Source organism: Devosia sp. XGJD_8, from assembly GCF_046614475.1.
In the GTDB taxonomy this organism is placed as follows: domain Bacteria; phylum Pseudomonadota; class Alphaproteobacteria; order Rhizobiales; family Devosiaceae; genus Devosia.
Map to the genome: position 1 here is coordinate 2,060,084 of NZ_JBKJHF010000001.1, position 23,517 is coordinate 2,083,600.

Consider the following 23,517-nt stretch of genomic DNA (forward strand, 5'->3'; position numbering starts at 1 on the left):
CTTTGGGCTATCCGTTCGGTCAAGCGGTTTATCAACGGCGTTTTCACGTCCTGAGCGGCGCAGTTTCCGTGATCGTCGCGACATCGCCAGCCCCGGAAATTGCGCTCCCTGAACCGGGCTGGCAAGCCATCAGTGACCGGCCGACCGCAGGCGGCGAGCCTGCAGCGCGCGGTAGCTGAACAGGAACAGCGCCAGGATGGTCACGACAAAGGGGATCATCCGGATCAGCTCGGCCGGGATCCAGTTGAAGAGCCCCGGCATGACCACGGCCAGCGCCTCGAACACCCCGAACAGCAGCGCCGCCAGCAGCGCCCCGACCGGATGGCGCGCGCCCAGCAGCACCGCGCCCAAGGCGATGAAACCGCGGCCCGCCGTCATGTCGCGGGTAAAGCCGATATAGTTGAACATGGCCAGTTGTGCCCCGCCGAGGGCGGCGAGTCCGCCAGAGACCAGGAGGCTCCAGGTGCGGATGGCGTTGACGGGAATGCCTGCCGCTTCCGGGGCGGCCGGATATTCGCCCACGCCGCGCAGCCACAGGCCCCAGGGCGTGCGGTAGAGGAAATACCAGATGGCAAAGACCAGGAAGGCGGCAAGCCAGGACAGGATGGAATGGCCCGACAGCATGCGGACGAGGAAATCGCCGATGCCGGGAATGACGCCAAGGAAGGAGAGGTCGAGCGCCGGAACCGCCTTGGAGGTCAGGTTGATCGAGGTGCCCTTGTCGCCGCCCGTCGCCAGGGTCAGCGCAAACACCGTGCCGCCCGCCGCCAGGATGTTGATGGCAAAGCCGACCAGGATGATGTCGGCCTTGAGCCGCAGGTGGAAGAAGGCCATGACCCCGCCCAGCAGCGCTCCGGCCAGGACGGCTGCGAGCACGGCGACATACCAGGGGGCGAAGACCGAGACGATGACGGCGGTGAGGCACCCCACCAGCATCATGCCCTCGAGCGCCACATTGAGCGCGCCCCCCAGATCGGCGATCAGTCCGCCCAATGTCGCCAGCAGCAGTGGCGTCGTGGTGCGCACCACCGTGACGAAGAAGGTGGTCGACAGCACCGTCATCAGCAGTTCGATCATTTCTGTGCCTCCAGCGCCGGGGCAGCCGCCGACCGCCCCATGATCCGCGCCCAGAACTGGCGGCCGGGCATGGAAAAGGAAGAGGCGACAAGCAGGATGATGATGGCGGTGACCACGCCGATGACTTCGGACGGCACGTCGGTGCGCAGGTTCATCAGCTGCGCGCCCTGCCGCAGATAACCGTAGAACAGCGCCACCACCGGCACCGCCAGCGGACGGCTGCGCGCGACGATGGCGACGAGAATGCCCTCGAAGGCCAGGTTCCCCTCGAACAGCACCGTCAGATAGCCATAGGTCTGGCCCTGCACGAACATCGAGCCGAGCAGCCCGCCCAGCGCCCCGGCCGCCGTCATGGCCGAGACCATGATGGCGGTGGAGCGGATGCCGGCATATTCGGCGAAATTGGCATTGTGCCCGACAAGGCGCAGCTTGAGGCCCCAGCTGGTCCGATAGAGCGCGAACCAGACGGCGAGCACGGCGACAAGGGCAAAGATCAGGCCCAGGTCGATGCGCGTGCCATCCACCAGCGGCGGGAATACCGCCGTTTCGGGGAAATTGTTGGTGGTCAGCACGCCGGGCTGCGGCTTGGGCAGGTTGGTGCGCACCAGGAAGTTGCATAGCTCGATGGCGATATAGTTCAGCATCAGCGAGGAGACGATCTCGTTGGCGCCGAACTTGACCTTGGCAATGCCGGGGATGAAGCCCCAGAAGGCGCCGGCCAGCATGGCGCAGAACACCCCGACCGGCAGGCCCGCCCAGGTCGAGCCGATGGGCGACAGCGCCACATAGGCAGCCGCCAGCGCGCCGACATAGACCTGGCCCTGCACGCCCATGGAAAACTGCCGCGCCTGGAAGACGAGGCTGAAGGCCAGGCCGGTAATGGTCAGCTTGGCGACGTCGTCGATCCACAGCCCGATGGTGCGCGGCCGCGACATCGGCGCGGTGAGCAGCACATTGAAGGCCTCGAGCGGCGCCTTGGAGGTGAACAGCACGATGACAAAGGCAATGCCCAGCGCGATCAGCGCGGCTCCGAGTGCGCGTCCAGCCTCGCGGCGGATGGTCTTGAGCCGGTCCCGCCGGCTGAGTTCGGCCTGGGTCGTCATGCTCATCGCAGGCCTCCCTGCATTTCTTCGGGGGTCTGGCTGGCAATGCCGAGCATGTAGGTGCCCAGGGCTTCGGGCGTCAGCGTATCGGAATTGACGAAGGCCGCGACGATGCGGCCGCGGTAGAAGACGACAAGGCGGTCCGACAGGGCCAGCAGTTCGGAAAGGTCGGCGGAGCTGAGCAGCACGGCGGCACCGGCATCGCGGGCCTCGGTCAGCGACTTCCAGATGAACTGAGTGGCGCCGAGATCGACACCCCGCGTCGGTTGGTTGACCAGCAGCAGCCTGGGTTGCTCGGACAGCTCGCGCGCCACCACGACCTTCTGCATATTGCCGCCCGACAGCGTACTCACCGCAGCGCCCGGGCCGCCGACACGGATGGAGAAGCGCTCGATCAGCTTCTCCGCATTGGCCTTGATCGCCTTGAGGTCGAGCAGGCCATTGCGCACATAGCGCGGATCATCGAGCCGGGTCGCGACGAGGTTCTCGGCCACGCTGGAACCGGCGGCCAGGCCGCGCGCGATGCGGTCCTCGGGAATGCTGGCGAGACCCCTGGCGCGCCGCTCCAGCACGCTCAGCGGCGAGAGGCTGGTGCCATCGAGATAGGCGACGCCATCGGCAATCGGTCGCAGGCCGGCAATGGCCTCGAGCAGTTCGGATTGGCCATTGCCTTCGACACCCACCAGCCCGACGATTTCGCCGGCATGCACGCGCAGGTTGAGATCGTCCACCAGCAGAGCGCCGGATTCGCTTTTGACCTTCAGCGCCTTGATCTCGCAGGCCATGGCGCCGTCATTGCTGGCGCGCTCGACGCGCAGCGCCACTTCGCGCCCCACCATTATGGTGGCAAGACTCTGTTCGGTGACGTCGCGGGCGGCCACCTGGCCCACCGTCTTGCCACCGCGCATCACGGTGATGCGGTCCGATATCTCGAGCACTTCGGGCAGCTTGTGCGCGATGAAGATCACCGTACGGCCCTGTTCGACCAGCGCGCGCACAGCGACGAACAGCTCTTCCACCTCTTGTGGAGCAAGCACGGCCGTTGGCTCATCGAGGATCAGGATGCGGGCGTCGCGATAGAGTGCCTTGAGGATTTCCACGCGCTGCTGCTGGCCGACCGGCAATTGGCCGACCGGGGGGAGGGGATCGACGGACAGGCGGAATTTCTCTGAGAGTTCGCGCACCGCCGCGATCGCCTTCTGGCGGTCAAAGCGGATGCCGGCATGCGGCTCGGAACCCAGCACGACGTTTTCGTAGACCGAGAAGGACGGGACCAGCGAGAAATGCTGGAACACCATGCCGATGCCGCTGTTGATCGCCTCGCGCGGATTGGCGAAGTTGACCACCTTGCCGTCCAGCCGCAGCTCGCCGCGATCGGCATGTTCGATGCCGAACAGGATCTTCATCAGCGTGGATTTGCCGGCGCCGTTTTCGCCGACCACGGCATGGACCTCCCCGGCATTCACCGAGAGGTTGACGCCGTCATTGGCGACAACGCCGCCGGGATAGGTCTTGCCAATGCCGATGGCCTCGAGGAGCGCACTCATGCGTCGTCTTTCCGGTTGGAAGAGAAGCGGCGGCGCCATGCAAGGCGCCGCCGGCCGGATTACTTCATGGCGGTCGCGGGCACGAGCGTGCCGGCAATGATCTCGGCCTCGAGGGCATCGACTTCGGTACGAACCTCGGCCGGCACCAGTTTCTCGTAATAGGCGTTCTTGGAGATGCCGACGGCGCCTTCCGGCATGCCGAGCAGCACGGCCGAGCCATAGGCTGCGCTGCCATCCAGCGTCTGCTGCAGGGCCAGGAACAGCGAGTCACCAACCTTCTTTTCCACCGAGGTGAAGATCACGTCGGCCTGGGCCTGGTCGGTGGCCGCGAAGATCGTCGCCTGGTCGCTGTCGACGCCCACGGCCAGTTTGCCAGCATCGCGGACGGCCTGCAGCGCGCCGATACCGGTGCCCCCGGCGATCGGGAAGATCACATCCGCACCCTGGGCGAGCTGCGCCAGGGCGATTTCCTTGCCCTTGGCCGGGTCGCTGAACGTGCCGGCAACGGCGTTGAGGATGGTCACATCGGGGTTGGCCGCCATGGCGCCCTCATCGAAGCCGACCTTGAAGTCGGTGACGGTGGGGAATTCCATGCCGATGATCGTGCCCAGCACGCCCGAGGCCGACACCTTTGCGGCAGCGTAGCCCGCCAGGTAGCCGGCCGACGAGGTCTGGTACTGCAACGCCAGAACGTTGTCGCAGCAACCGGTCGAGAAATCCGGAGCATCGTCGAACACGATGAACTTGGTTTCGGGGTAGTCGGGCGCCAGCTCGACGACAAAGCCGGTCATGTCGAACGTGCCGACGATGACGACGTCGTAACCGGTGTCGACGGCGTCAGCCAGGGCGGGCTGCCAGCGACCACGGTCATAGCCGGCTTCGATGATCTTCACCTCCACCGGAAGCTCGCCAGCGGCCTGCTCGACGCCCGCGGCGGCGCTGTCGAGGAAGCTCTTGTCGCCCAACGTGCCGTGCAGCACGAGCGCCACGCTCAGCGGATTGTCGGCGGTGTATTCCTGCGCGACCACAGCCGCCGAGGACATCAGTCCGGCGGCAAGCGCAAGGCCGGAAAAGGCCCGGCGAGACAGAATTTTCAACGACATGGACGGCTCTCCTGAAGTTTCAGTTCTTGTTGGGGTTGTAGGCGATGGAGGCGGTGTAGAGGGCAACCAGGCTGTCGAGCTTCGCCTCTTCCACCAGCGTGACCATGGGCGTGCCGAGGCGCCCCGACAGGTCGACCACGGTCATGCCGCGGGTGATGCCAGGCGCCAGCGCCACGTCGACCGAGGCGCGGATGGACTTGGTGACGATGGACGGATCGATGACGACGGCTGCCGCCAGCGGATCGACGAAGCGGAATACGTCGCCGCCGCCATAGCTGGCATTGGTCCTGCGGGCATGGTCGGCGAGGGCTTCGGAGAAAGCCTTGGCCAGGCTGGTGTCGATCGGCGCGAAGGCCGCATCCACATCGGCACCCACCATGTTGTGGGTCACGCAGGGCTCCCACGGCACGACGACGATGTCGATCTCGGACCGGAAGATGACCGCCGCCGATTCCGGATCGGCAAAGATGTTGAACTCGGCCGCCGGCGTGGTGTTGCCGCGCCCATAGACAGTGCCGCCCATGATCGTCAGCTGGCCGATGCCGGCAATGATCGTCGGCTCGACCCGCAGCGCCAGCGCCAGGTTGGTCAGCGGACCGATCATCAGGATATCGATCTGCTCGCCCTTGGCCGCCGCATCGCGGAAGCTCTGGCGCAGGAAGCCGACGGCATCCTCGCTGGCCGGCTGGGGCAGGGTGGCAGGACGCGGCGCGCCGCCGAGACCATCTTCGCCGTGGATATACTTGGCATCGATGATGGGTTGGGTCAGCGGCCGGTCGGCGCCCTTGTGCACGGGCACCTCAGCGCCAACCACGGCCAGCGTCGTCAGGATGTTGCGGGTGGCCGCATCCAGCCCCACATTGCCGAATACCGTGGTGATGGCATCCGGCGTGCGACCGGCAGCGATCAGCATCAGCAGGGCCTGGGCGTCATCCACGCCGCCATCGGTATCCAGGATCAGTTTCGTCTTCGTCAACTCAAGCTACCTTTCGTGCCGCTTCAACTCGCGACCAGAAGTCTTTGTATGTTATGGAATAATCGCTGCGGATTTCGGCATAGCCCCGCCGCAGCAACGTACGGTCCCGGACGATGGGTTCGCCGGCAACCCAGACATGTCGCACATCGCGCCCGCTGCCGGAATAGACCAGTACCGTTTCCACATCGGGAGTCTCGGAATAGCCGGGTCCACTCATGTCGATGGCGATGATGTCGGCGGCCTTGCCCACTTCGAGCGAGCCGATCTCATGCTCGAGGCCCAGCGCCCGCGCGCCGTCGATGGTGGCCATGCGCACCAGTTCGCGGCTGGAAATGGGCTGGGCCCGACCTTCGCGATGGGACGCGACGAGCCCCGCGACGCGCATCTCGGCGATCATGTCGTAGGAATTGTTGGCAGCCACGTTGTCGGTGCCCAAGGCGACGACGACGCCTGCCTCGCGCAGCCTCACCGCCGGACAGATGCCCTCGCGGCCCGAGCGCAGGCCGGCCGTGGCATTATAGGACACCGACGCAGCAGGAGCCGCAGCAAAGATGGCAATGTCCTCCTCGCTCAGGTCGAGGCAGTGGGCGGCATGCACCCGACCGGCAAAGAATCCGGCACGCGACAGCGCCTGCGTGGCGGTAAGGCCGTAGCGGGCCATGGTCTCCGCATTGTCCTCCGGCCCGGCCGCCATATGCAGGTGCATACCGACGCCATACTTGACCGCCATGGCCACCTCGGCGCGCAGCAAGTCCTCGGAATTGTCGACATAGGGCGCGTGAGGACCGAACCAAGGGATGATCCGCCCGTCGGCCGAACGCTGGCGCTCGATGAAGGCGGCAGCCCGAGCCAGTTCCTCCTCGCCCCGCGCCGTGTCGCCGAGCTGCACGATGCCATAGGCAATGACGGCGCGCAGACCGCTTTCGCCGGCGGCAGCCGCGATCTCATCGGCAAAGAAATACTGGTCGCAGAATGTGGTCGTGCCCGACAGCGCCATCTCGGCGCAGGAGAGGGCGACGGCAGGGCCGATGTCGGATGCCTGGAGCGACAGTTCGGGTTCGCGGATGGAATTGTACCAGCCATCCATAGTGAGCAGGCTCTGCCCCTCGGAGCGGCCGCGAAACAGCACCATGGCGGAATGGGTGTGGGCATTGACGAGCCCGGGCAGCAGCAAATGGCCAGCAAGCTGCAAGACTTCATCGAAATTGCTGGCAGCAGGCGTGCTTGAAGCTGGCCCCGCGCCGGTGATCCGGCCATCCTCGACGCTGATCCAACCCTCGGCAAATACCGTGTCGGCGGCGTCAACCGTCAGGATGGTAGCGTCACGAAGCAGAAACGAAGCCATTTGCCCACAAATTAGTAAAGCGGTTTACAAGCCGATCTAACGCCACTTATCTTGGGCTTGTCAAATCCAATCACAGCGCCTTTGCCTAAACCATATGCTAGTTGGAACAATGCACAAGATAGCATCAGACTTCGCCCATACCGCCTGGCCCGATATCGCCGCGGCCGCGGGCAGGGGGGCACTGGCCGTCCTGGCCATCGGCGCCTGCGAGCAGCACGGCGCCCACCTGCCGCTGACCACCGATACGGATCTGGCGCTGGGCGTATCCCGCCGCATTGCCGCAGCGCTGGAGGCGGTGGTGCTGCCACCGATCGCTTATGGCGACGCCTGGAACAACGAGGCCTTTCCCGGCACGCTGTCGCTCTCACCCGATACCTTGCGCGCGGTGATCATCGATATCGGGCGGGGTGTGCGACGCAACGGATTCGCCGGCCTTGTCATCATCAATGGCCACTTCGGCAATCGCGAGCCGATAAGCCTGGCGGCACGCGCGCTCGTTGCCGAGGGCCTGCCGGTGGTCCATCTCGACTATCCGCATCTGGAAAAGCTGGCTGGGGATATCTGCGACAGCGAGCCGGCAGGACCGGGATTCTATCACGCCGACGAGGTGGAGACGGCCATGATGCTGGCCCTGCGGCCCGACGCGGTCGATATGAGCCGGGCAGCGCCGGAATATCCCGCCTTTCCGCCGACCTTCGGCATCGAGCCGATGCAGCTGCGCGATTTCAACGCGACCGGCGTCTTCGGCGATCCGCGCCCGGCAACCGCAGCCAAGGGCGAGGCGCTGATTGAGGGAATCGTCGCCGAAAGCCTGCGGCTGATTGGCCTGTGGCAAGCCCGCCATGCCATCTGAGGGCGCGCCATGGCCACGCTGAGCGAGGTTGCCGAGGCGGCCGGCGTCTCGCCGACGGCGGTCTCGCGCTACCTGAACAACCGGATAGAACTGCCGCAGGCCACGCGCGACCGCATCGACGCGGCCATCGCCAAACTGAACTATCGGCCCAACCTGCTGGCCAAGCGCCTCTCCACCGGCAAGACCGAGGCCATAAGCCTTGTGACGCCGGAAATCGCCAACCCGTTCTTCGCCGAGCTGGCGGCGGCCGTGGAGGCTGCGGCGCAGCAGCATGGCTATGCCGTCTACATGTCCTCGACCCAGGGCGATCGGGCCCGCGAGATCGATGCGATCCAGCGCCTGCAGGATCAGCATGTCGACGGGTTGATCATGATGACCAACCAGCCCGACGACGGCACGCTCGCGGCGCTCCTGGAGCCGCACCACAATGTGGTTCTGCTCGACGAGGATATTCCCGGCGTGCCGGTCCCGCGCGTCTTTGTCGAGAACGAGCAGGGGGGATATCTGGCGACCCGGCACCTGATCGAGGCGGGGCATCGCGAGATCGCCATCATCGGCGGACCGCAACGGCTGATGAGCGTGAGCGAGCGGCTGGCGGGCTTTGAACGGGCCATGCATGAGGCCGGACTGGCGGTGCGTCCGGGCTGGGTCTTGCTGGGGCAATATACCCGCGACTACGGCCGGGCAGCGGCGATGCACCTGCTGCACAGCGCACAGCGACCGACTGCCATCCTTGCATGTTCGGACTATATCGCCATCGGCGTGCTGCAGGCGACGCGACAGGCGGGGATAGCCGTGCCGGACGGGCTTTCGCTCGTCGGTTTCGATGATATGCCCTTTGCCGAACTGGTCGATCCGCCGCTGACCACGATCCGGCAGCCGGTCGCCGAAATGGGCCGCGTGGCGTTCGACCGGCTGCTGGCCCAGATCAACAAGACCGACGCAGAGCCGCTGACGCGGCTGCCGGTCAGCCTGGTCATCCGCAAATCGGTCCGCGACATGCGGGCCGGGTAAAGCATGAGAAACACACCGAGGGCCGAAACGGGAGCCGGACGATGACGAAGGTACAGCAGCCGCCCGATCCGTGGCAGCGCACCACCACCGAGCATGGCTTTGCCGCCGACGAGGTGATCTCGGCGCTGCAGAAATGCCTGCGGCGCGGCATGCTCGACAATGTGCTGCTGCTGGGCTGGGAAATGTATCTCACTAGCGCCGAAATGGAGGAGATGCTGTGGTCGCGCCTCTGCGTCATCGCGGTGGAGGATATTGGCCTGGGCAATCCGCAGGCGCCCATACTGGTCGAGACCCTCTACCAGCAGCACAAGCGCTACCAGCGGCCGGGCGGCGAGCGGTTCCTGTTTGCCGCCCATGCCATCCGCGTGCTGGCAGGCTCGACCAAGGAGCGCACCACCGACGACATGGTCAACTGGGCCATGCGCGGCACGGCTCTCGGCGAGTTGCAGCCCGAAATACCCGATGTGGCGCTCGACATGCACACATTGCGCGGCCAGAAAATGGGTCGTGACTATCGCTACTTCATGGAAGAGGCCTCGCGCGTCATGCCGGAGGCCAGTGACAAGAACCAGAAATACCGTGACTGGATCATCAAGGCATTGGACGAAGGTAAGCTGACGTGACGGATATGCCCGACGACCTTCTGATCAATGCCGCGGACGAAGTCCGCATCCGCCAGCACCTGGCGCTGGTCGCGCTGGGCAAGCGCCCGGCGACGCGCGCCATCCGCGTCGGGCGCCTGCTCGACGTCAATGGACGGCGCTGGCATGACAACCAGGAGATTGTCGTCTCGGGGCGCCGCATCGCCTGGGTGGGGCCGGCGGGAAAATATTCTGGCCAGGTGGATGAGCGGGTGGACCGCTCGCAGCTGGCGGCGGTGCCCGGCTTTGGCGAAGTGCACAAGCATATCGAATCGAGTCACCTGACCCCGGAATACGAGGCGGCCCTGGTCCTGCCGCATGGCTGCACCTGGACCTGCGAAGCTAGCCACGAATTCTCCAACGTCAACGGGCCGAAGAACCTCGAATTCTGGCTCAAGGCGCGGCTGGCCGGATCGCCGATGAAGATCTTCCCGCTACCCGGTTCGGCCGTACCACCCACCGCCTATGAGTGGGGCGGTGGTCATTTCGGCTATGACGAGCAGCGCGAATTTCTCAGCAGCCAGATGATGGTAGCCGGACTTGATGAAGTGATGGATTGGCCGGCGGTGTGGAATCCGGATAATCCATCCTATGAGCGGCTCTGGGGCATGATCCGCGCAACGTTCGAGCAGCGCGGGGTCGTCGAGGGGCACGCGGCAGGCATGCGGGCCATTGACGACATCAACGCCTTCGCCGCCGCCGGCATGGCCTCCGACCATGAGGCATGGACGCCGGAAGAGGTGGCCGACAAACTGCGGCGGGGCCTGTTCATGGAGATCAGGCCGCACTCGCTCAAGGAAATCGTCAGCGGCCTTCTGGCCGACGGGCAGCAGGACTGGTCGCAGTTTGCGCTCTGTACCGACGACCGCTCCTGCTCGGACACGATGAAGCTGGGTGCGACGGACCACAATGTGCGACTGGCTATCGAGGCAGGGCTGGTGCCCGAGATCGCCATCCAGCTGGTCACGATCAATCCGGCGCGGCATATGCGGCTGACGCCCTGGGTCGGCTCGATCGCACCGGGACGCTTTGCCGACCTGGTGCTGCTGGACGATGTTGCGAGCCTTTCCATTGCCGAGGTCTGGGCCGATGGCGCGCAGGTGTCGCGGGGCAGGGACTATGTCGGTGCCTTGCCGCGCATCGACTGGCCGGACTGGGCGACACGGACCGTCAAAATCGATCGACAGCTGACGGCGGCCGACTTTGCCATTGCGGCGCCGGAGGGGCGCGAGAGCGTCAGCGCGGCGCTGCTGCGGCCATTCCATTGGTCCGATGAGTTTATCATCACCGAACTTCCCGTAGTCGACGGCCTGGTGCAGCGCGATGCGGAGCGCAACATCACCAAATTCGCCATCGTCGACCGCTTTTCGGGCGAGGGCAAAACCGCCCGGATGTTCTGGCTGGGCACGGGGCCCAGGACCGAAGACACCGCGCTGGCCTGCTCGATGGGGCACGACAAGCACAATATCTGGGTGGTCGGCTCGTCCGACGCCGCCATGGCGCAGGCCGTCAACGCGCTGCGCGAAACGCAGGGCGGCTGGGCGCTGGTGCGGCGCGGTGAGCTGGTGGCGACGGTGCGCTACGAGGTGGGTGGGCTGATGACTTGCCGGCCGGCAGCGGAGCTCGATGCGGAGATGCAAACGCTCTATCGCGAGGGCGAAAGCATCGAATGGATGTATGAGCCCACCTTCTCGCCACGCTGGTGGCCCGGTTTCCCCGAACGGCTGGCCTTCGCCACACTGACCTGCGCACCCTGGCGCTGGGTGCTGGTAGCGCCCTCGCCGCTGGCGCCCGAGGGCTTCGTCAATGTAGCGACCGGGGAGACTCACCCTATCGTGTGGTGAGGGGACCCGAATTGCCTAGCGGAATGCCGGGATCACATGGCGACCGTAGCCGGCAATGATCTCTTCCTCGTCGCCGCTATCGAGGTAGATGTTGAACTGGGTAACGCCGGCATCCTTGAGCGTATGGATCTTGGCGATATGCTCGTCCGGCTCACCCAGCACGCAGAAGTTCTCGACCACGTCGGGCGTGATGAAATCGAGGAATGGATTGTCCGCCTGGCCGTGCTTGGAATAGTCGTAGCCGCGGCGCTTCTCGATATAGCTGGTAAGGCTCTGCGGGATCTGGTCGCTGTCGGCGCCATATTTTTCGACGATGTCGGCCACGTGGTTGCCCACCATGGCCGGGAACCACTTGGTGGCCTCGATGGCACGGGCCTTGTCACCGAAATAGGCCGGCGCGGCGGCCATTGAGCGGAAATTCGACATGTCGCGGCCGGCGGCCTTACCGGCCTCGAGGCACTGGTCGGTGAACCACTTGCAGAGTCCGGGATCGGCCAGCTGCAGCACGACGCCATCGGCATGCTCGCCCGCGGTCTTGAGCGCCAGCGGGCCATAGGCGGCAATCCAGCTCGGCATGTCATGCCCGACGGCCCAGGGGAACTTCACCGCAGCCGGGATCTCGCCATAGGTAACTTCCTCGCCGCGCACCATGGCCTTGGTCTTGGCGATGAAGTCTGCGACACGCGCCAGGGTGGCCGGCTTCTTGCCCATGACGCGCATGGAGCTGTCGCCGCGGCCTACGGCGAGATCAAAACGGCCACCGCTCTGCTTGGACAGGGAGCCGAAGATGGAGGCGGCAACAGACCAGTCACGCACGTCAGGATTGGTCACCAGCGGGCCAAAGCGCATGTCGGTCGTGTGTTCCATGCACATGGCAATGGCAGCGTAGCAATCGCGCCAGAGAATGTGGGAATCGTAGAACCAGCAATAGCTGAAGCCGGCATATTCGGCGGCGCGCACCAGATAGCGGGCTCGCTCGGCCTCGATGAAGCCCTTGAAGGTGATGCCGAATTCCATACGCGCCTCCCGCATGTATTGATCAGAAATTTGACCAGTCGATCAAATTTTTGGGTCGGCGCGTCGTGATTGTCAATCGCAATTGCGCGGACCTGGCCGATTCAGGCGGGGAGGTCATAGGCGATGAGCGGGCGGCCACTGCCGGGATGCCGCAGCAGGGTGGCATCGACCTCATAAACCTGGCGCAGCAGGGCAGGGGTGAGCACCTGCTCGGGTCTGCCAAAGGCAACCTGGCGGCCGTGATGCAGCACAACCAGCGAGTCGCAGAAGGCTGCCGCCAGATTGAGATCGTGCAGCGCCAGCAGGACGGTGGCCCCGGCCTGCGCGCGCCTTTGCAACAGATCGAGCGTGGTCAGTTGCGCATGAACGTCGAGATGGTTGGTGGGCTCGTCGAGGATGAGCAGGCGCGGCTGCTGCGCCAGGGCGCGGGCGATCTGGATGCGCTGCTGCTCGCCACCCGAAAGCGTGTGGTAGAGGCGATCGGCAAAGGGTGCCATGGCGACCTCTGCCAGGGCCGCATCCACCTGCCCACCGTCGGCGGGGGCAGGGGTGGCCTGCCAGACCGACTGGAAGGGAATGCGCCCCAGCATGACCACCTCGCGCGCCGTAAGACGGGCGTCGGTGGCGCCGCTTTGTTCGACAAAGGCCGTAAATTGCGCCCGGCTGCGGCGCGGCATGGCGAGCAGGTCAGTGCCATCGAAGGTCACCGTACCCGAAGCAAGGGGAGTGAGGCCCAGCATCGCTCGCATCAGCGTCGACTTGCCCGCGCCATTGGGCCCGATCAGCCCTGTGACGGTCCCGGGCGCCGCGGTCAGTGCGATGTCGCTGAGAATGGTCTGAGAACCCAGCCGGACGGTGAGGTCGGCGATGCGCAATCCCGTGCTCATGTGATGCGCCGATATCTGAGCAGTACGGCAAGGAAAATCGGTGCACCGAGCAGGGCGGTGATGATGCCGACCGGTAGTTCCCTTGGGGCAAAGAGACTGCGTGCGGCCGTGTCTGTCCACACCATGAAGCTGGCGCCGAGCAGCATGGCTACCGGCAGCAGCAGACGGTGGCGCGAGCCGGTCATCAGGCGCACCACATGGGGAATGATGAGGCCGACAAAGCCGATGGCGCCACCAATCGAAACAAGGACCCCGGTCAACAGCGCCGTACCACCCAGCAGCCACCAGCGCAGGGAGGCGACCTCGACACCCAGCGTCGCGGCTGCCGTATCGCCGAAGGCAAAGGCGTCAAGCGCCCGGCCGGACAGCAGAATTGGCAAGCCGGCAACAGCAAGCGCTGCAAGCACGAGCAGAGCCTCGGACCAGATGACGCCGCTGAGCGAACCCATCAGCCAGCTGAGGATTTCGCGATAGGAATCGCCGGTTGCGGACCAGAAGATGAGGAAGGACGTGGCCGCCGCCGCCAGCGCCGAGATGGAAATACCGGCCAGGATCGCCCGGGTCGGCGTAGCGCCGCCGAGCGCCTGGGTCACCAGCAGGGTCAAGGCCATGGCGGCCCCGGCGCCGAGGAAGGCACCGAGCGGCATCAGCAGGGATGCGCCCAGGAGGAGAAAAGCCACGGCCCCCAGCGAGGCGCCGGAGGAGAGGCCCAGCAGATAGGGATCGGCCAGTGGATTGCGGGTCAGCGCCTGCATGACGGCGCCGCACAGCGCCAGGCCCGCGCCGACCGCCGCAGCGGTGAGGACGCGGGGCAGGCGCAGCTCCCAGATGATGGCGTCCCGCAGCCGATTGACCGGGCTCTCGGCCACGAGACCGAGGTGGTGGGCTATGGTCTGCCAGACCTCCATGGGCGCGATATCGGCGGGACCGAGGGTCACGGCCAGCACCATGCTAGCCAGCAGCAGCGCCAGCAGGCTCAGTCCGAGCGTTGCCAGCGTTGGCCGGTTCACGGGGTGAAACTGAGCCCGGCAAGCTGGGCTGCCATGTCCGCCGTCGCGCCGACATTGCGCACCCCGGCCTCGGAGGCTGGGAAGGGCACGATGAGGTAGCGCTGGTTGGCAACCGCATCAAGCTGACGGGTAATGGGGTTCTCGGCCAGCAGCGTCTTCTTCTGCTCGGCGGAGTTCCACACCGCATCGACCAGCACGATCACATCGGGGTTGGCGTCGACCACGGCCTCCCAACTGGCAGAGACCCAGCCCTCGTCGATGTCCGCCATGATATTGTCGAGCCCCAGTGTCTCCAGCATCATGGCCGGTGCACCGCTGCCCGCGCCGACATAGGGTGTCTTGGTGCCGGAGGAATACCAGAGAGCGGTGAGGCCACGCGTGTCCGGGGTGATGGCAGCGAGTGCGGCCTGTTGTTCGGCAATCAGGGCGTCGGCGCTGCCGCCGGCATCGAAGATGGTGCCGATTTCGGCGATCTCGGCAAAGACCGCGTCGAATGTCAGCTTGGCCGGCTTGATCGAGCGGCATGCGGCGGGCGACACGTAGCTGGCCACCCCCAATCCGGCCAGGGTAGGCCGTTCACCGGCGCCATCGGCAACGAAATTGCTCTCCCATCCTCCATAGACCAGCTCCGGCTCGGCCTCGAGCACCACTTCCTGCGAAGGCAGCTTGTCGGACAGAACGGGCAGGGCGGCCGCCGCGCTGGTCCAGGGCTCCGGCGCCGGGCCATCCTGGAAGCCGACGCCGACAATCTTGTCGCCGAGACCAAGCGCCAGCAGCATTTCGGTGGCTGTCGACTTGATGGTGACGACGCGTTCGGGCGCCTGGGGCAGCGTGACGGCGAAGCCGCAATTGTCGAGGGTCAGTGGATAGCTGGTCTGGGCCAGAACGTGAGCGGAGGAAGCGAGAAGTACGGCAAGGCCGAGAGACAAGGGCAGGGGACGCATGTGCGGATCAGTCCTGTTTGACGCGTTTGGCAGGGGGCGAACTCAGCTCTCGCGTTTCGGCGAGCGCGGCTTCATAGCCCAATCGATAGGCCTCGGCGGAGCCGAAGCGGAACATGTCCTCGTCGACCGAGCGCACCAGGGTACGAGCACCGGGCGCCTCGGTATCGGTAACGAGACGAGAGAGGCCCCGCACCACCGCCACCGGAATGCCGCTGGCCTTGCCCTTGACGAGGTCGGCGGCGCCGGCCAGCTCGTCGGCGAGCACGGTGATGGTGACATTGAGCGGCCTGCCATTGGCGTCGACGCCCCCGCGCAGATCGTCGGTCACATGGATGCCCGCGGCGCCAATGGCCACGTCGGTCTGGCCGACACGCCAGGGACGACCCAGCGTATCCGTCACGATAATGCCCAGCGCGACGCCGAAACGGGCCCGCAGGCCAAGGCAGAGCAGGCGCGCGGACCGATCGGGGTCTTCGGGCAGGCGCAGGGCGAGGCCATCCGGCACATTGGACGTATCGATGCCGGCGGCGGCCATGATCAGCCCGTGGCGGGTCTCGACGATCTGGGTGACGCCGCCGGGATGCACGCGCTCGGCCACGATGCGGACCGTGTCCTGGGCAATGGCCTTGTCGCGGTCACCCACCGGCACCTGCATGCCTTCGGCCTTGGAGACGATCTTGCTGGTAATGACGAGGATGTCACCATCCTGCAGCATGCAATCGGGGTCAATGGTAGCAGACTGCCGCACGGCGTCGGCGATCAGCGCGACAAGGTCGTCACCCGGCCCGATTTCGGGAACACCCGTTACGCCCCAGACTGTGTATCGCGGCATTGGCATGGTCAGAATGTCCGGCGTTATCGGGCAGGGGTCGCAGGCGCAAGCGCGCGCAGCCGCGGCAGGATTTCCCTGGCATAGAGCCCTATGAACCGGCTCTGGTCTTCGCCCGGCGCGTGGAACACGAGGTGGTCGAAGCCATAGTCCATATAGGTCTTGATCGCCGCGACATGCTCGTCAGGATCACTGGAGACGATCCAGCGCTTGGCGATGCGTTCGATGGGGAGCTGGGCAGCAAGCCGCTCCATTTCGGCGGGATCCTCGACCGAATGCTTTTCCTCGGCCGACAGGGACAAAGCCGCCCAGCCACGGGTATTGTCGAGCGCCGCCTGCTGGTCGGTATCGAAGGAGACCTTGACCTCGATCATGCGCTCGAAGGGCAGGTCATTACGGCCGGATTCGGCGCGACCGGCGGCAACATTGGGCAAGAGCTGATCGACATAGAGTTCAGCGCCCTTGCCGGAGGTGCAGATGAAGCCATCGCCGGCGCGGCCGGCATATTTCGCATTGAGCGGGCCACCGGCCGCCAGGTAGATCGACACCATGCGATCCGGCTTGTCATAGATCGTGGCATTCTGCGTCTTGTAGAACTCACCCTCGAAGCTGACGCGTTCCTCGCTCCACAACCGGCGGATCAGCGTGACTGCCTCGCGCAGCCGCGCCGAGCGCTCCTTGAGTTCAGGCCAGACCATGCCGGTGGACGGCACCTCGTTGAGCGACTCGCCGGTGCCCACGCCGAGGATGACGCGATCGGGGAACATGGCACCCAGCGTGCCGAAGGCATGCGCCACCACGGATGGATGCAGCCGGAAGGTTGGCGTCAGCACTGAAGTCCCGACCACCAGCTTCTCCGTGCGCGCCAGGGCTGCGGCCATCCAGGATGGGGCAAAGGGCGCGTGGCCGTCAGTATGCTTCCAGGGCTGGAAATGGTCGCTGATGAACACCGACTCAAAGCCGGCCTCTTCGGCTTCGATGGCGAATTTCAGCAGGGTATTGGGGGCGAATTGTTCGGCCGAGGCCTTGTACCCGAAGCGCATGCCCATTCTCCCAAATGCTCGGCGGCGTCGGCATACTTTTGACCAAATGGTCAAAATTGTCCATCGGATTCGTATGGGGCGTGATTAGCGTATTGTGATCGCGCCCAGCAATGCTCTATCTGGTGGCATTTCCGCGAGCACACAAGGCGTTTCCGGCATGATTCCAGCTTTCCTCGTCACCCATTCTGGTGGCTTCCATGCCGATGAACTGCTGTCCAGCGTGGTGCTGACGCGGCTGTTTCCGCAGGCCCGGATCGTGCGGAGCAGGGCGCCGGAATGGATCACGCCGGGGCAGGACCGGATCATCTATGACGTGGGTGGCGCTTATGACGCCGCAGCGCAGATCTTCGATCACCACCAGCGTGGCGCGCCGCTGCGGGACGATGGCCAGCCATTCAGTTCCTTCGGCCTCGTCTGGAAGCATTTCGGGCGTGATTACCTGTTGGCCTTCGGCGTACCAGAGGCGCATGTCGAGGCGGTGCATGCCGCGTTCGACACCAGCTTCGTCCTCCCGATAGACCTGGTGGACAACGGAGCCGCCAGCCCCAGCGGACCGCTGGCGGGCTTGTCGCTGTCCTCGCTGCTGGAAACCCTGAAGCCCGATTTCGACAATACCGATCCAGAGGCCGATGACCGGGCCTTTCACGACGCGCTGGCCATTGCTCGCAGCTTCGTCGAAGCCGGTATCGGCCGTCGGGCGGCGAAGCTACGGGCCGAGACCATCGTGCAGCAGGCTATTGTCGCGACGGGTTCCGCACGCGTGCTGGAACTGCCGATGGGCATGCCCTTCCGGCCCGCCATCGAGAAGGCGGGTGCCGATCACCTGCTCTTTGTCGTGCATCCCCGCGAGAAGGACTGGTGCCTGACCACCATTCGCCGCTCCGACGAGGGTTTCGAGGTCCGCGCCGACCTGCCGGCCGCCTGGGCCGGGCTGACCAATGGTGACCTCGAAGCGGTCAGCGGCGTCGCTGGGGCGAGCTTCTGCCACAACGGTCGCTTCGTGGCTGCTGCCCGGACGCGCGAAGCCGTGCTCGCCATGGCCGAACTGGCAGTCAACGAGGCAATCTCCGGCTGACGGCTTCCGCCCTCGGCGCCCGGCTGCCTATCCGGTGGTAACGCCGAACAGCATGCCGACCGCGGCTGTGGCAGCCATGGCGAGCGCACCCCAGAGTGTCACGCGCAAGGCGCCCCGGACGATGCCGGCACCGCCCGCCGAGGCCCCGAGGCCTCCAAGCACCGCGAGGCCGACAATGGTGGAGACGGCGACCACCAGGGTAATCTGGGTGGGCGGTGCAAGCAGCGCGACGATCAGCGGAATGACGGCGCCAACCGCAAAGGTGAGCGCGGAGACAATCGCCGCCTGGACGGGATGCGCGGTGACAGTCTCGGATATGCCCAATTCGTCGCGCGCATGCGTGCCAAGCGCATCCCGCTCCGTCAGTTGCACAGCCACTTTCTCGGCCAGTTCACGATCGAGCCCCCGTCCGACATAAATCTGCGTCAGTTCTTCAAGCTCGGCCTCCGGCGTTTCGGCGAGCTCGCGTGTTTCGCGCGCGACATCGGCCTTTTCGGCGTCGGTCTGGGAACTGACCGACACATATTCGCCTGCGGCCATGGACATGGCGCCCGCCACCAGCCCCGCGAGGGCAGCGATCAGAACTTCCGTCTGTCCGGATCCCGCCGCCGCCACGCCGACCACAAGGCTCGAGGTCGAAACCAGTCCATCATTGGCGCCGAGCACGGCGGCCCGCAGCCAGCCGATCCGGTGGACCATATGGACTTCCGAATGGGAGAGACGGCTCATGGCGAGGCTCCTTTCAATGCTGCGGGGGCCGACGTCTCGGCCAGCGCTAGCGGCCCGGCGAATTCATGCGGTTTGATGCGCAAGGCACGGAGCGCGTTCAGGATGACGGCGACATCGATGACTTCCTGAATGAGTGCGCCCTGGACGGGCGTCAGATAGCCGAATGCAGCGGCCACCATGCCGATAACAGACAGGCCGATGCCCACCACGACGCTCTCGACGGCAATGCGGCGCGAGGCCCTTGCGATCTCGATGCCCGGCCCGAGCCGGTCGAGCCGGTCGACCAGCAGCACGACGTCGGCCGCTTCTGCCGAGGCAGCCGCGCCGCGCGCACCCATGGCCACGCCGACATCGGCCGCAGCAAGCGCCGGCGCGTCATTGACTCCGTCGCCGACCATCATCACGGGGCCGTTCTTCCGCTCCGTCAGGACGAGCAGCACCTTCTGATCAGGGGTAAGGCTGGACCTCAGTCCATCAAAGCCCAGACCATCCGTGACGCGTTTTGCCACCTGCGCCCGATCGCCGGTCGCCAGCAGGATGCGTCCGATGCCCTGGCCGCGAAGCAGTTCGAGCATGCCGCCCACGCCTTCGCGCAGCGGATCGGCCATCACGAGGCGCCCGGCGAACTGACCATCGACGGCGACGGCAACGAGGACCGAACCCGCAGCGAGGTCCGAAGTCTCCACCGTCGGCCCGCCCACCCGGTTCGCCACGAAATCCTCGCCACCGACAATCACCGCGTGACCGTCGACCCGCCCGACCACGCCGTCGCCGGGTACTTCGATCACCTCGGACGGCACGGAAAGCGGCAGGTTTCGCAGTTTGGCCGCGGCCACGAGCGCCTGGGCGACAGGGTGTTTGGACGCCTGCTCAAGCGTGGCCGCCAGTTGCAGGATATCGTCTTCGTTCATGCCGGCATGGCTGTCGATCGACACGATCTGCGGGCGTCCGTCGGTCAGCGTGCCGGTCTTGTCGAGGATCAGCGTGCGGATCCGCGCCATCGTCTCAAGCGGGCCTGCACCCTTGATGAGAACGCCAAAATGCGCGGCACGCGACAAGCCGGCGACCAGCGCGACAGGCACGGCAAGGATCAGCGGGCAAGGGGTCGCCACGACCAGCACGGCAACCGCCCGGATCGGATCTCCCGTGAACCACCATGCAGCCGACGCAATGGCCACTGTCACCACCAGAAAGCCCAACGACCAGCGGTCTGCCAGCCGAGACATGGGCGCCTTGGACCGCTGTGCTTCCTCGACCAGCCGGACGATCCCGGCATAGGTGCTTTCCTTGGCCAGATGGGTTGCTGTGAGGTTGAAGGCTTCGCCGGCATTGGTCGAGCCACTCATGGCGTCGTCGCCCCGGGCGAGCCGGGCCGGCAGCGATTCACCGGTGAGGGCCGAGGTATCGAGATGGGCCGTGTCCGACGCCACCGTGCCATCCACCGGCACCACATCGCCCTGGCGGATCAGGAGAAGGTCGCCCGGCACGATCTCATCGAGGGAAATGTCCTCGAGGCCCCCGTTGCGATGCCGGGACGCCGTGCGGGGCACGTGCGACAGCAGGTCATGCATTTCGCGCCGCGCACGACCCTCGGCAAAGCTCTCAAGGAATGTGCCGCCGGAATACATCACAGCAACGACGGCCGCCGCCAGCGTCTCGCCGAAGGCCAGGGCCGCCGACATGGACAGCGCAGCGACGATGTCGAGCCCGACTTCACCGCGCCACAGGCTGCGCAGGATCTCGACCAGGAGTGCTGCCAGGACCGGCGCAACCGCGACGAACCAGGTAATGCGGGCAGCATCAGTCCAACCGGAGACCTGCAGCACCAGGCCGGCCACCAGGCCCACAAGCGCTACCAGGAGAAGGCCCGTTTTCAGGCGGTCGGTATTCAGGAATTCCATGCATCCAACCCCGACTCCGAGAACACGAAGCCATGATTATCATCGCGCAGCCAGCCAGGCGCGTCGAGCCCATGGCGCGGGGCAGGGGCGGCCTCCGCATTGTTTGCGCCAAGCGTTCACTTTAGGCTGGACGCTGTCGCTCCCGATCTTGACCTGGTACTACCGCACAATGCCGCCGGCCTCGATCCAGAAGCGCATGACATCGCTGCAAGCGTCCGCCGCATGGGAAGCCGCCATCTGCTGGAATATGACGTCACACCCAGGCAATCCGCCCGTTCCGTCATCCGCTTTAGTTCCATAATATATATTATGCGAAATACGGATATGCGGCTTGCGACGGTGCCTGCGGCCCGCCCTGCAAGCTGCTAGGATCGATCAAGCGACGATTCCACACCTTTCGAGATGCCCATGCAGCCGTCCCGCGATATCTCCCGCCTCATCGAAATCATGGCCGCCCTGCGCAATCCTGTCGGCGGTTGTCCTTGGGATCTTGAGCAGGATTTCTCCAGCATCCGCCATTACACGATCGAGGAAGCCTATGAGGTGGCCGATGCAATTGAGCGCGCAGACTTTGCCGATCTGCGCGAGGAGCTCGGCGATCTGCTGCTGCAGCCCATCTATCACGCGCAGATGGCGAGCGAACTGGGCCAATTTGACATTGGCGACGTCATCTATGGCATTACGGAGAAACTGATCCGGCGCCACCCGCATGTCTTCGGCGATATGGATGCCAGCAGCTCCAACGCCGCCAAGGGCCGCTGGGAAGCCATCAAGGCCGAGGAGCGTGCCGCCAAGGCGGCGCGTAAGGGCGAGACCACGCCGTCAATACTGGACGACGTCCCCAATGTGCTCCCTGCCCTGGCACGGGCTGAAAAGCTGACCAAGCGGGCCGCCAAGGTCGGCTTCGACTGGCCCGACTTTCAGGCGGTTCAGGCCAAGGTCGAAGAGGAACTGGCGGAGGTCGCCGAGGCGCAGGCATCGGGCAACGCCGCCGCCGTGCATGAAGAAATCGGCGATCTGCTGTTCGCTGTTGCAAACCTCGCCCGTCACGCCGGCATCGACGCCGAGGCGGCCCTGCGCGATGCCAATTACAAGTTTACCCGCCGCTTCCACCACGTCGAGGCTCGCTGCCGCGAGGACAGCATCGAACCCGGCGAGGCCGGCCTCGAGCGGCTGGATCGCTATTGGAACGAAGTCCGGGCCGCCGACAAGGCCTAGGCGTCGGAACTCTCGATCCGGCCGTTGAAGCGCTCGAGGAATTCCGCCTTGTGGCGCGGTTCAACGCGGACCGTGAAGCCCGAACCTTGCTCGGTCGGCTCGTCACGAGAGACGATTTCCGAATGCGAGTGCAGCCAGCCGATATCCGATCCTGCCGTGTGCGGCACATGGACATGGTAGGTGCGGCTCTTTTCACCCAGCGCCTTCTCAATGGCGAGCTTCAGTGCATCCAGGCCCTGCCCCGTCTTTGCCGAGGCCGCAACAACGCCAGCCACCTTGCTGGCCGGAACGATGCCCACTAGATCGGCCTCGTTGACGAGATCGACCTTGTTCCACACTTCGATGATCGGCGTGGTTTCAGCCGAAACGCCGAGTTCGCCCAGCACCTTGAGCACATCCATGGCCTGCGCCGGATGATCAGGATTGGCCACATCGCGCGCATGCAGGATCACGTCCGCATCGAGCACTTCTTCCAGCGTCGCGCGGAAGGCAGCAACCAGATCGGTGGGTAGATCGGCAACGAAACCCACCGTGTCGCTCAACACGACCTCGCGGCCATGCGGCAGCGTCAGCTTGCGGACGGTGGTATCGAGCGTGGCAAAGAGCAGGTTCTCGGCAAACACCCCTGCCCCGGTCAAGGTATTGAATAAGCTCGACTTTCCGGCATTGGTGTAGCCGACCAGGGCCACGATCGGCGTGCCTTCGCGATGCTGGCGCTGCTGGGCTCGGGTCTTCTTGACCTTGTCCAGCCGGTCCTCCAGCAGCACGATGCGGTCTGAAATCTGCCGACGGTCGCTTTCAATCTGGGTTTCACCCGGACCACCCATGAAGCCTGAACCACCGCTGCCGCGCTGGCGTTCCAGGTGGGTCCAGGAGCGCACGAGACGGCCCTTCTGATAGTTCAGATGGGCCAGTTCGACCTGCAGCACGCCTTCCCGCGTCGCGGCGCGTTCCCCGAAGATTTCGAGGATCAATGCGGTCCGGTCGAGCACCTTGGCGCCTGTTTCAGTTTCGAGGTTGCGCTGCTGAATTGCTGTGAGCGGGGCATCTACCAGGAGCAGGTCGATATGCTCGGCCTTCACCCGCTCCGCAAGCGTCTCGGTATGACCGCCGCCGATAAAGGTCGCCGGCTTGACCTCGCGCACCTTGATGATCTCGCAGAAGACCACGTCCAGCCGGATTGCAGCCGCCAGCCCCTCGAACTCCGCCTTGCGGGCATCGAGCGAATGCTGGGAGATCTGGCCGCGCACGTCAGGCACGATGAGGCCGGCGCGGGTCGGGTTTTCGCGCCGGTCTATAAACGCCTGCGGGCCGCCCTTTCGGACGGCCTCTTCGTCGTCAAAATCTGTCATCACGGCCTG

Annotated in this window: 21 protein-coding genes; 6 read left to right on the forward strand and 15 right to left on the reverse strand. The window is 65.3% G+C overall.

Going from position 1 to position 23,517, the window contains the following annotated elements:
* Window positions 1-129: 129 nt before the first annotated feature.
* From ACLI1C_RS09690 to ACLI1C_RS09715, 6 genes are read right to left on the reverse strand one after another with little or no spacing between them, the layout of a single operon-like run.
* Window positions 130-1,077 (reverse strand): ABC transporter permease, encoded by a 948-nt coding sequence (locus tag ACLI1C_RS09690; RefSeq protein ID WP_411396652.1) that lies wholly within the window; start codon window positions 1,075-1,077, stop codon window positions 130-132.
* Window positions 1,074-2,186 (reverse strand): ABC transporter permease, encoded by a 1,113-nt coding sequence (locus ACLI1C_RS09695; RefSeq protein ID WP_411396653.1) that lies wholly within the window; start codon window positions 2,184-2,186, stop codon window positions 1,074-1,076. Before ACLI1C_RS09695 ends, ACLI1C_RS09690 begins: the two co-directional genes overlap by 4 nt.
* Window positions 2,183-3,727 carry an ABC transporter ATP-binding protein gene (locus ACLI1C_RS09700; RefSeq protein ID WP_411396654.1) on the reverse strand — a complete coding sequence of 515 codons (1,545 nt, stop codon included), beginning with the start codon at window positions 3,725-3,727 and terminating at the stop codon, window positions 2,183-2,185. Before ACLI1C_RS09700 ends, ACLI1C_RS09695 begins: the two co-directional genes overlap by 4 nt.
* A gap of 59 nt (window positions 3,728-3,786) precedes the next feature.
* Window positions 3,787-4,830 (reverse strand): BMP family lipoprotein, encoded by a 1,044-nt coding sequence (locus ACLI1C_RS09705; protein WP_411396655.1) that lies wholly within the window; start codon window positions 4,828-4,830, stop codon window positions 3,787-3,789.
* Between the two features lie 19 nt (window positions 4,831-4,849).
* Window positions 4,850-5,806, reverse strand: coding sequence for a nucleoside hydrolase (locus ACLI1C_RS09710; protein ID WP_411396656.1), 957 nt, complete (start codon window positions 5,804-5,806; stop codon window positions 4,850-4,852).
* 1 nt (window position 5,807) lies between these two features.
* Entirely contained in the window at window positions 5,808-7,151 is a 1,344-nt protein-coding gene (locus ACLI1C_RS09715; RefSeq protein WP_411396657.1) for an amidohydrolase family protein, read from the reverse strand.
* Between the two features lie 109 nt (window positions 7,152-7,260).
* Between ACLI1C_RS09715 and ACLI1C_RS09720 the strand changes: the two genes are divergently transcribed.
* The 4 genes from ACLI1C_RS09720 to ACLI1C_RS09735 are packed head-to-tail and all read left to right on the forward strand — an operon-like array spanning window position 7,261 to window position 11,503.
* A complete protein-coding gene (locus tag ACLI1C_RS09720) occupies window positions 7,261-8,004 on the forward strand; it encodes a creatininase family protein (protein ID WP_411396658.1) in 744 nt (247 codons plus the stop codon).
* 9 nt (window positions 8,005-8,013) lie between these two features.
* Complete coding sequence (locus ACLI1C_RS09725) at window positions 8,014-9,018, forward strand: LacI family DNA-binding transcriptional regulator (RefSeq protein WP_411396659.1); 1,005 nt, start codon at window positions 8,014-8,016, stop codon at window positions 9,016-9,018.
* A gap of 41 nt (window positions 9,019-9,059) precedes the next feature.
* Window positions 9,060-9,641: an AAA family ATPase gene (locus ACLI1C_RS09730; protein ID WP_411396660.1), complete on the forward strand. Its 582-nt coding sequence runs from the start codon at window positions 9,060-9,062 to the stop codon at window positions 9,639-9,641.
* A gap of 5 nt (window positions 9,642-9,646) precedes the next feature.
* On the forward strand, window positions 9,647-11,503 hold the full coding sequence (locus tag ACLI1C_RS09735; RefSeq protein WP_411396661.1) for an adenine deaminase: 1,857 nt from the start codon (window positions 9,647-9,649) through the stop codon (window positions 11,501-11,503).
* A 15-nt stretch (window positions 11,504-11,518) separates the two neighbouring features.
* Here ACLI1C_RS09735 and ACLI1C_RS09740 read toward each other — a convergent pair whose 3' ends face one another.
* From ACLI1C_RS09740 to fgd, 6 genes are all read right to left on the reverse strand, one after another.
* Window positions 11,519-12,520 (reverse strand): TIGR03842 family LLM class F420-dependent oxidoreductase, encoded by a 1,002-nt coding sequence (locus tag ACLI1C_RS09740; protein WP_411396662.1) that lies wholly within the window; start codon window positions 12,518-12,520, stop codon window positions 11,519-11,521.
* A 101-nt stretch (window positions 12,521-12,621) separates the two neighbouring features.
* Window positions 12,622-13,407, reverse strand: coding sequence for an ABC transporter ATP-binding protein (locus ACLI1C_RS09745; protein WP_411396663.1), 786 nt, complete (start codon window positions 13,405-13,407; stop codon window positions 12,622-12,624).
* Window positions 13,404-14,417 carry a putative F420-0 ABC transporter permease subunit gene (locus ACLI1C_RS09750; RefSeq protein ID WP_411396664.1) on the reverse strand — a complete coding sequence of 338 codons (1,014 nt, stop codon included), beginning with the start codon at window positions 14,415-14,417 and terminating at the stop codon, window positions 13,404-13,406. The genes ACLI1C_RS09745 and ACLI1C_RS09750 overlap by 4 nt, the downstream gene beginning before the upstream one ends.
* The gene (locus tag ACLI1C_RS09755) at window positions 14,414-15,361 is read right to left on the reverse strand and encodes a putative F420-0 ABC transporter substrate-binding protein (RefSeq protein WP_411396665.1); all 948 of its coding nucleotides are present in this window, start codon (window positions 15,359-15,361) and stop codon (window positions 14,414-14,416) included. Before ACLI1C_RS09755 ends, ACLI1C_RS09750 begins: the two co-directional genes overlap by 4 nt.
* Before the next feature lie 7 nt (window positions 15,362-15,368).
* Complete coding sequence (gene cofE / locus ACLI1C_RS09760; RefSeq protein ID WP_411396666.1) at window positions 15,369-16,193, reverse strand: coenzyme F420-0:L-glutamate ligase; 825 nt, start codon at window positions 16,191-16,193, stop codon at window positions 15,369-15,371.
* A 23-nt stretch (window positions 16,194-16,216) separates the two neighbouring features.
* Entirely contained in the window at window positions 16,217-17,233 is a 1,017-nt protein-coding gene (gene fgd, locus ACLI1C_RS09765) for a glucose-6-phosphate dehydrogenase (coenzyme-F420) (protein ID WP_411396667.1), read from the reverse strand.
* A 157-nt stretch (window positions 17,234-17,390) separates the two neighbouring features.
* On the opposite strand from fgd, the gene ACLI1C_RS09770 reads away from it, so the two are divergent.
* Window positions 17,391-18,308 carry an MYG1 family protein gene (locus tag ACLI1C_RS09770; RefSeq protein WP_411396668.1) on the forward strand — a complete coding sequence of 306 codons (918 nt, stop codon included), beginning with the start codon at window positions 17,391-17,393 and terminating at the stop codon, window positions 18,306-18,308.
* Between the two features lie 27 nt (window positions 18,309-18,335).
* Here ACLI1C_RS09770 and ACLI1C_RS09775 read toward each other — a convergent pair whose 3' ends face one another.
* Both ACLI1C_RS09775 and ACLI1C_RS09780 read right to left on the reverse strand, forming a co-directional pair.
* The gene (locus ACLI1C_RS09775) at window positions 18,336-19,037 is read right to left on the reverse strand and encodes a VIT family protein (RefSeq protein ID WP_411396669.1); all 702 of its coding nucleotides are present in this window, start codon (window positions 19,035-19,037) and stop codon (window positions 18,336-18,338) included.
* Window positions 19,034-20,938, reverse strand: coding sequence for a heavy metal translocating P-type ATPase (locus tag ACLI1C_RS09780; protein WP_411396670.1), 1,905 nt, complete (start codon window positions 20,936-20,938; stop codon window positions 19,034-19,036). Before ACLI1C_RS09780 ends, ACLI1C_RS09775 begins: the two co-directional genes overlap by 4 nt.
* Before the next feature lie 408 nt (window positions 20,939-21,346).
* On the opposite strand from ACLI1C_RS09780, the gene mazG reads away from it, so the two are divergent.
* A complete protein-coding gene (gene mazG / locus ACLI1C_RS09785; RefSeq protein WP_411396671.1) occupies window positions 21,347-22,156 on the forward strand; it encodes a nucleoside triphosphate pyrophosphohydrolase in 810 nt (269 codons plus the stop codon).
* Here mazG and hflX read toward each other — a convergent pair.
* Entirely contained in the window at window positions 22,153-23,508 is a 1,356-nt protein-coding gene (gene hflX, locus ACLI1C_RS09790; protein WP_411396672.1) for a GTPase HflX, read from the reverse strand. The two genes, mazG and hflX, sit on opposite strands and share 4 nt — an antisense overlap.
* Window positions 23,509-23,517 lie beyond the last annotated feature (9 nt).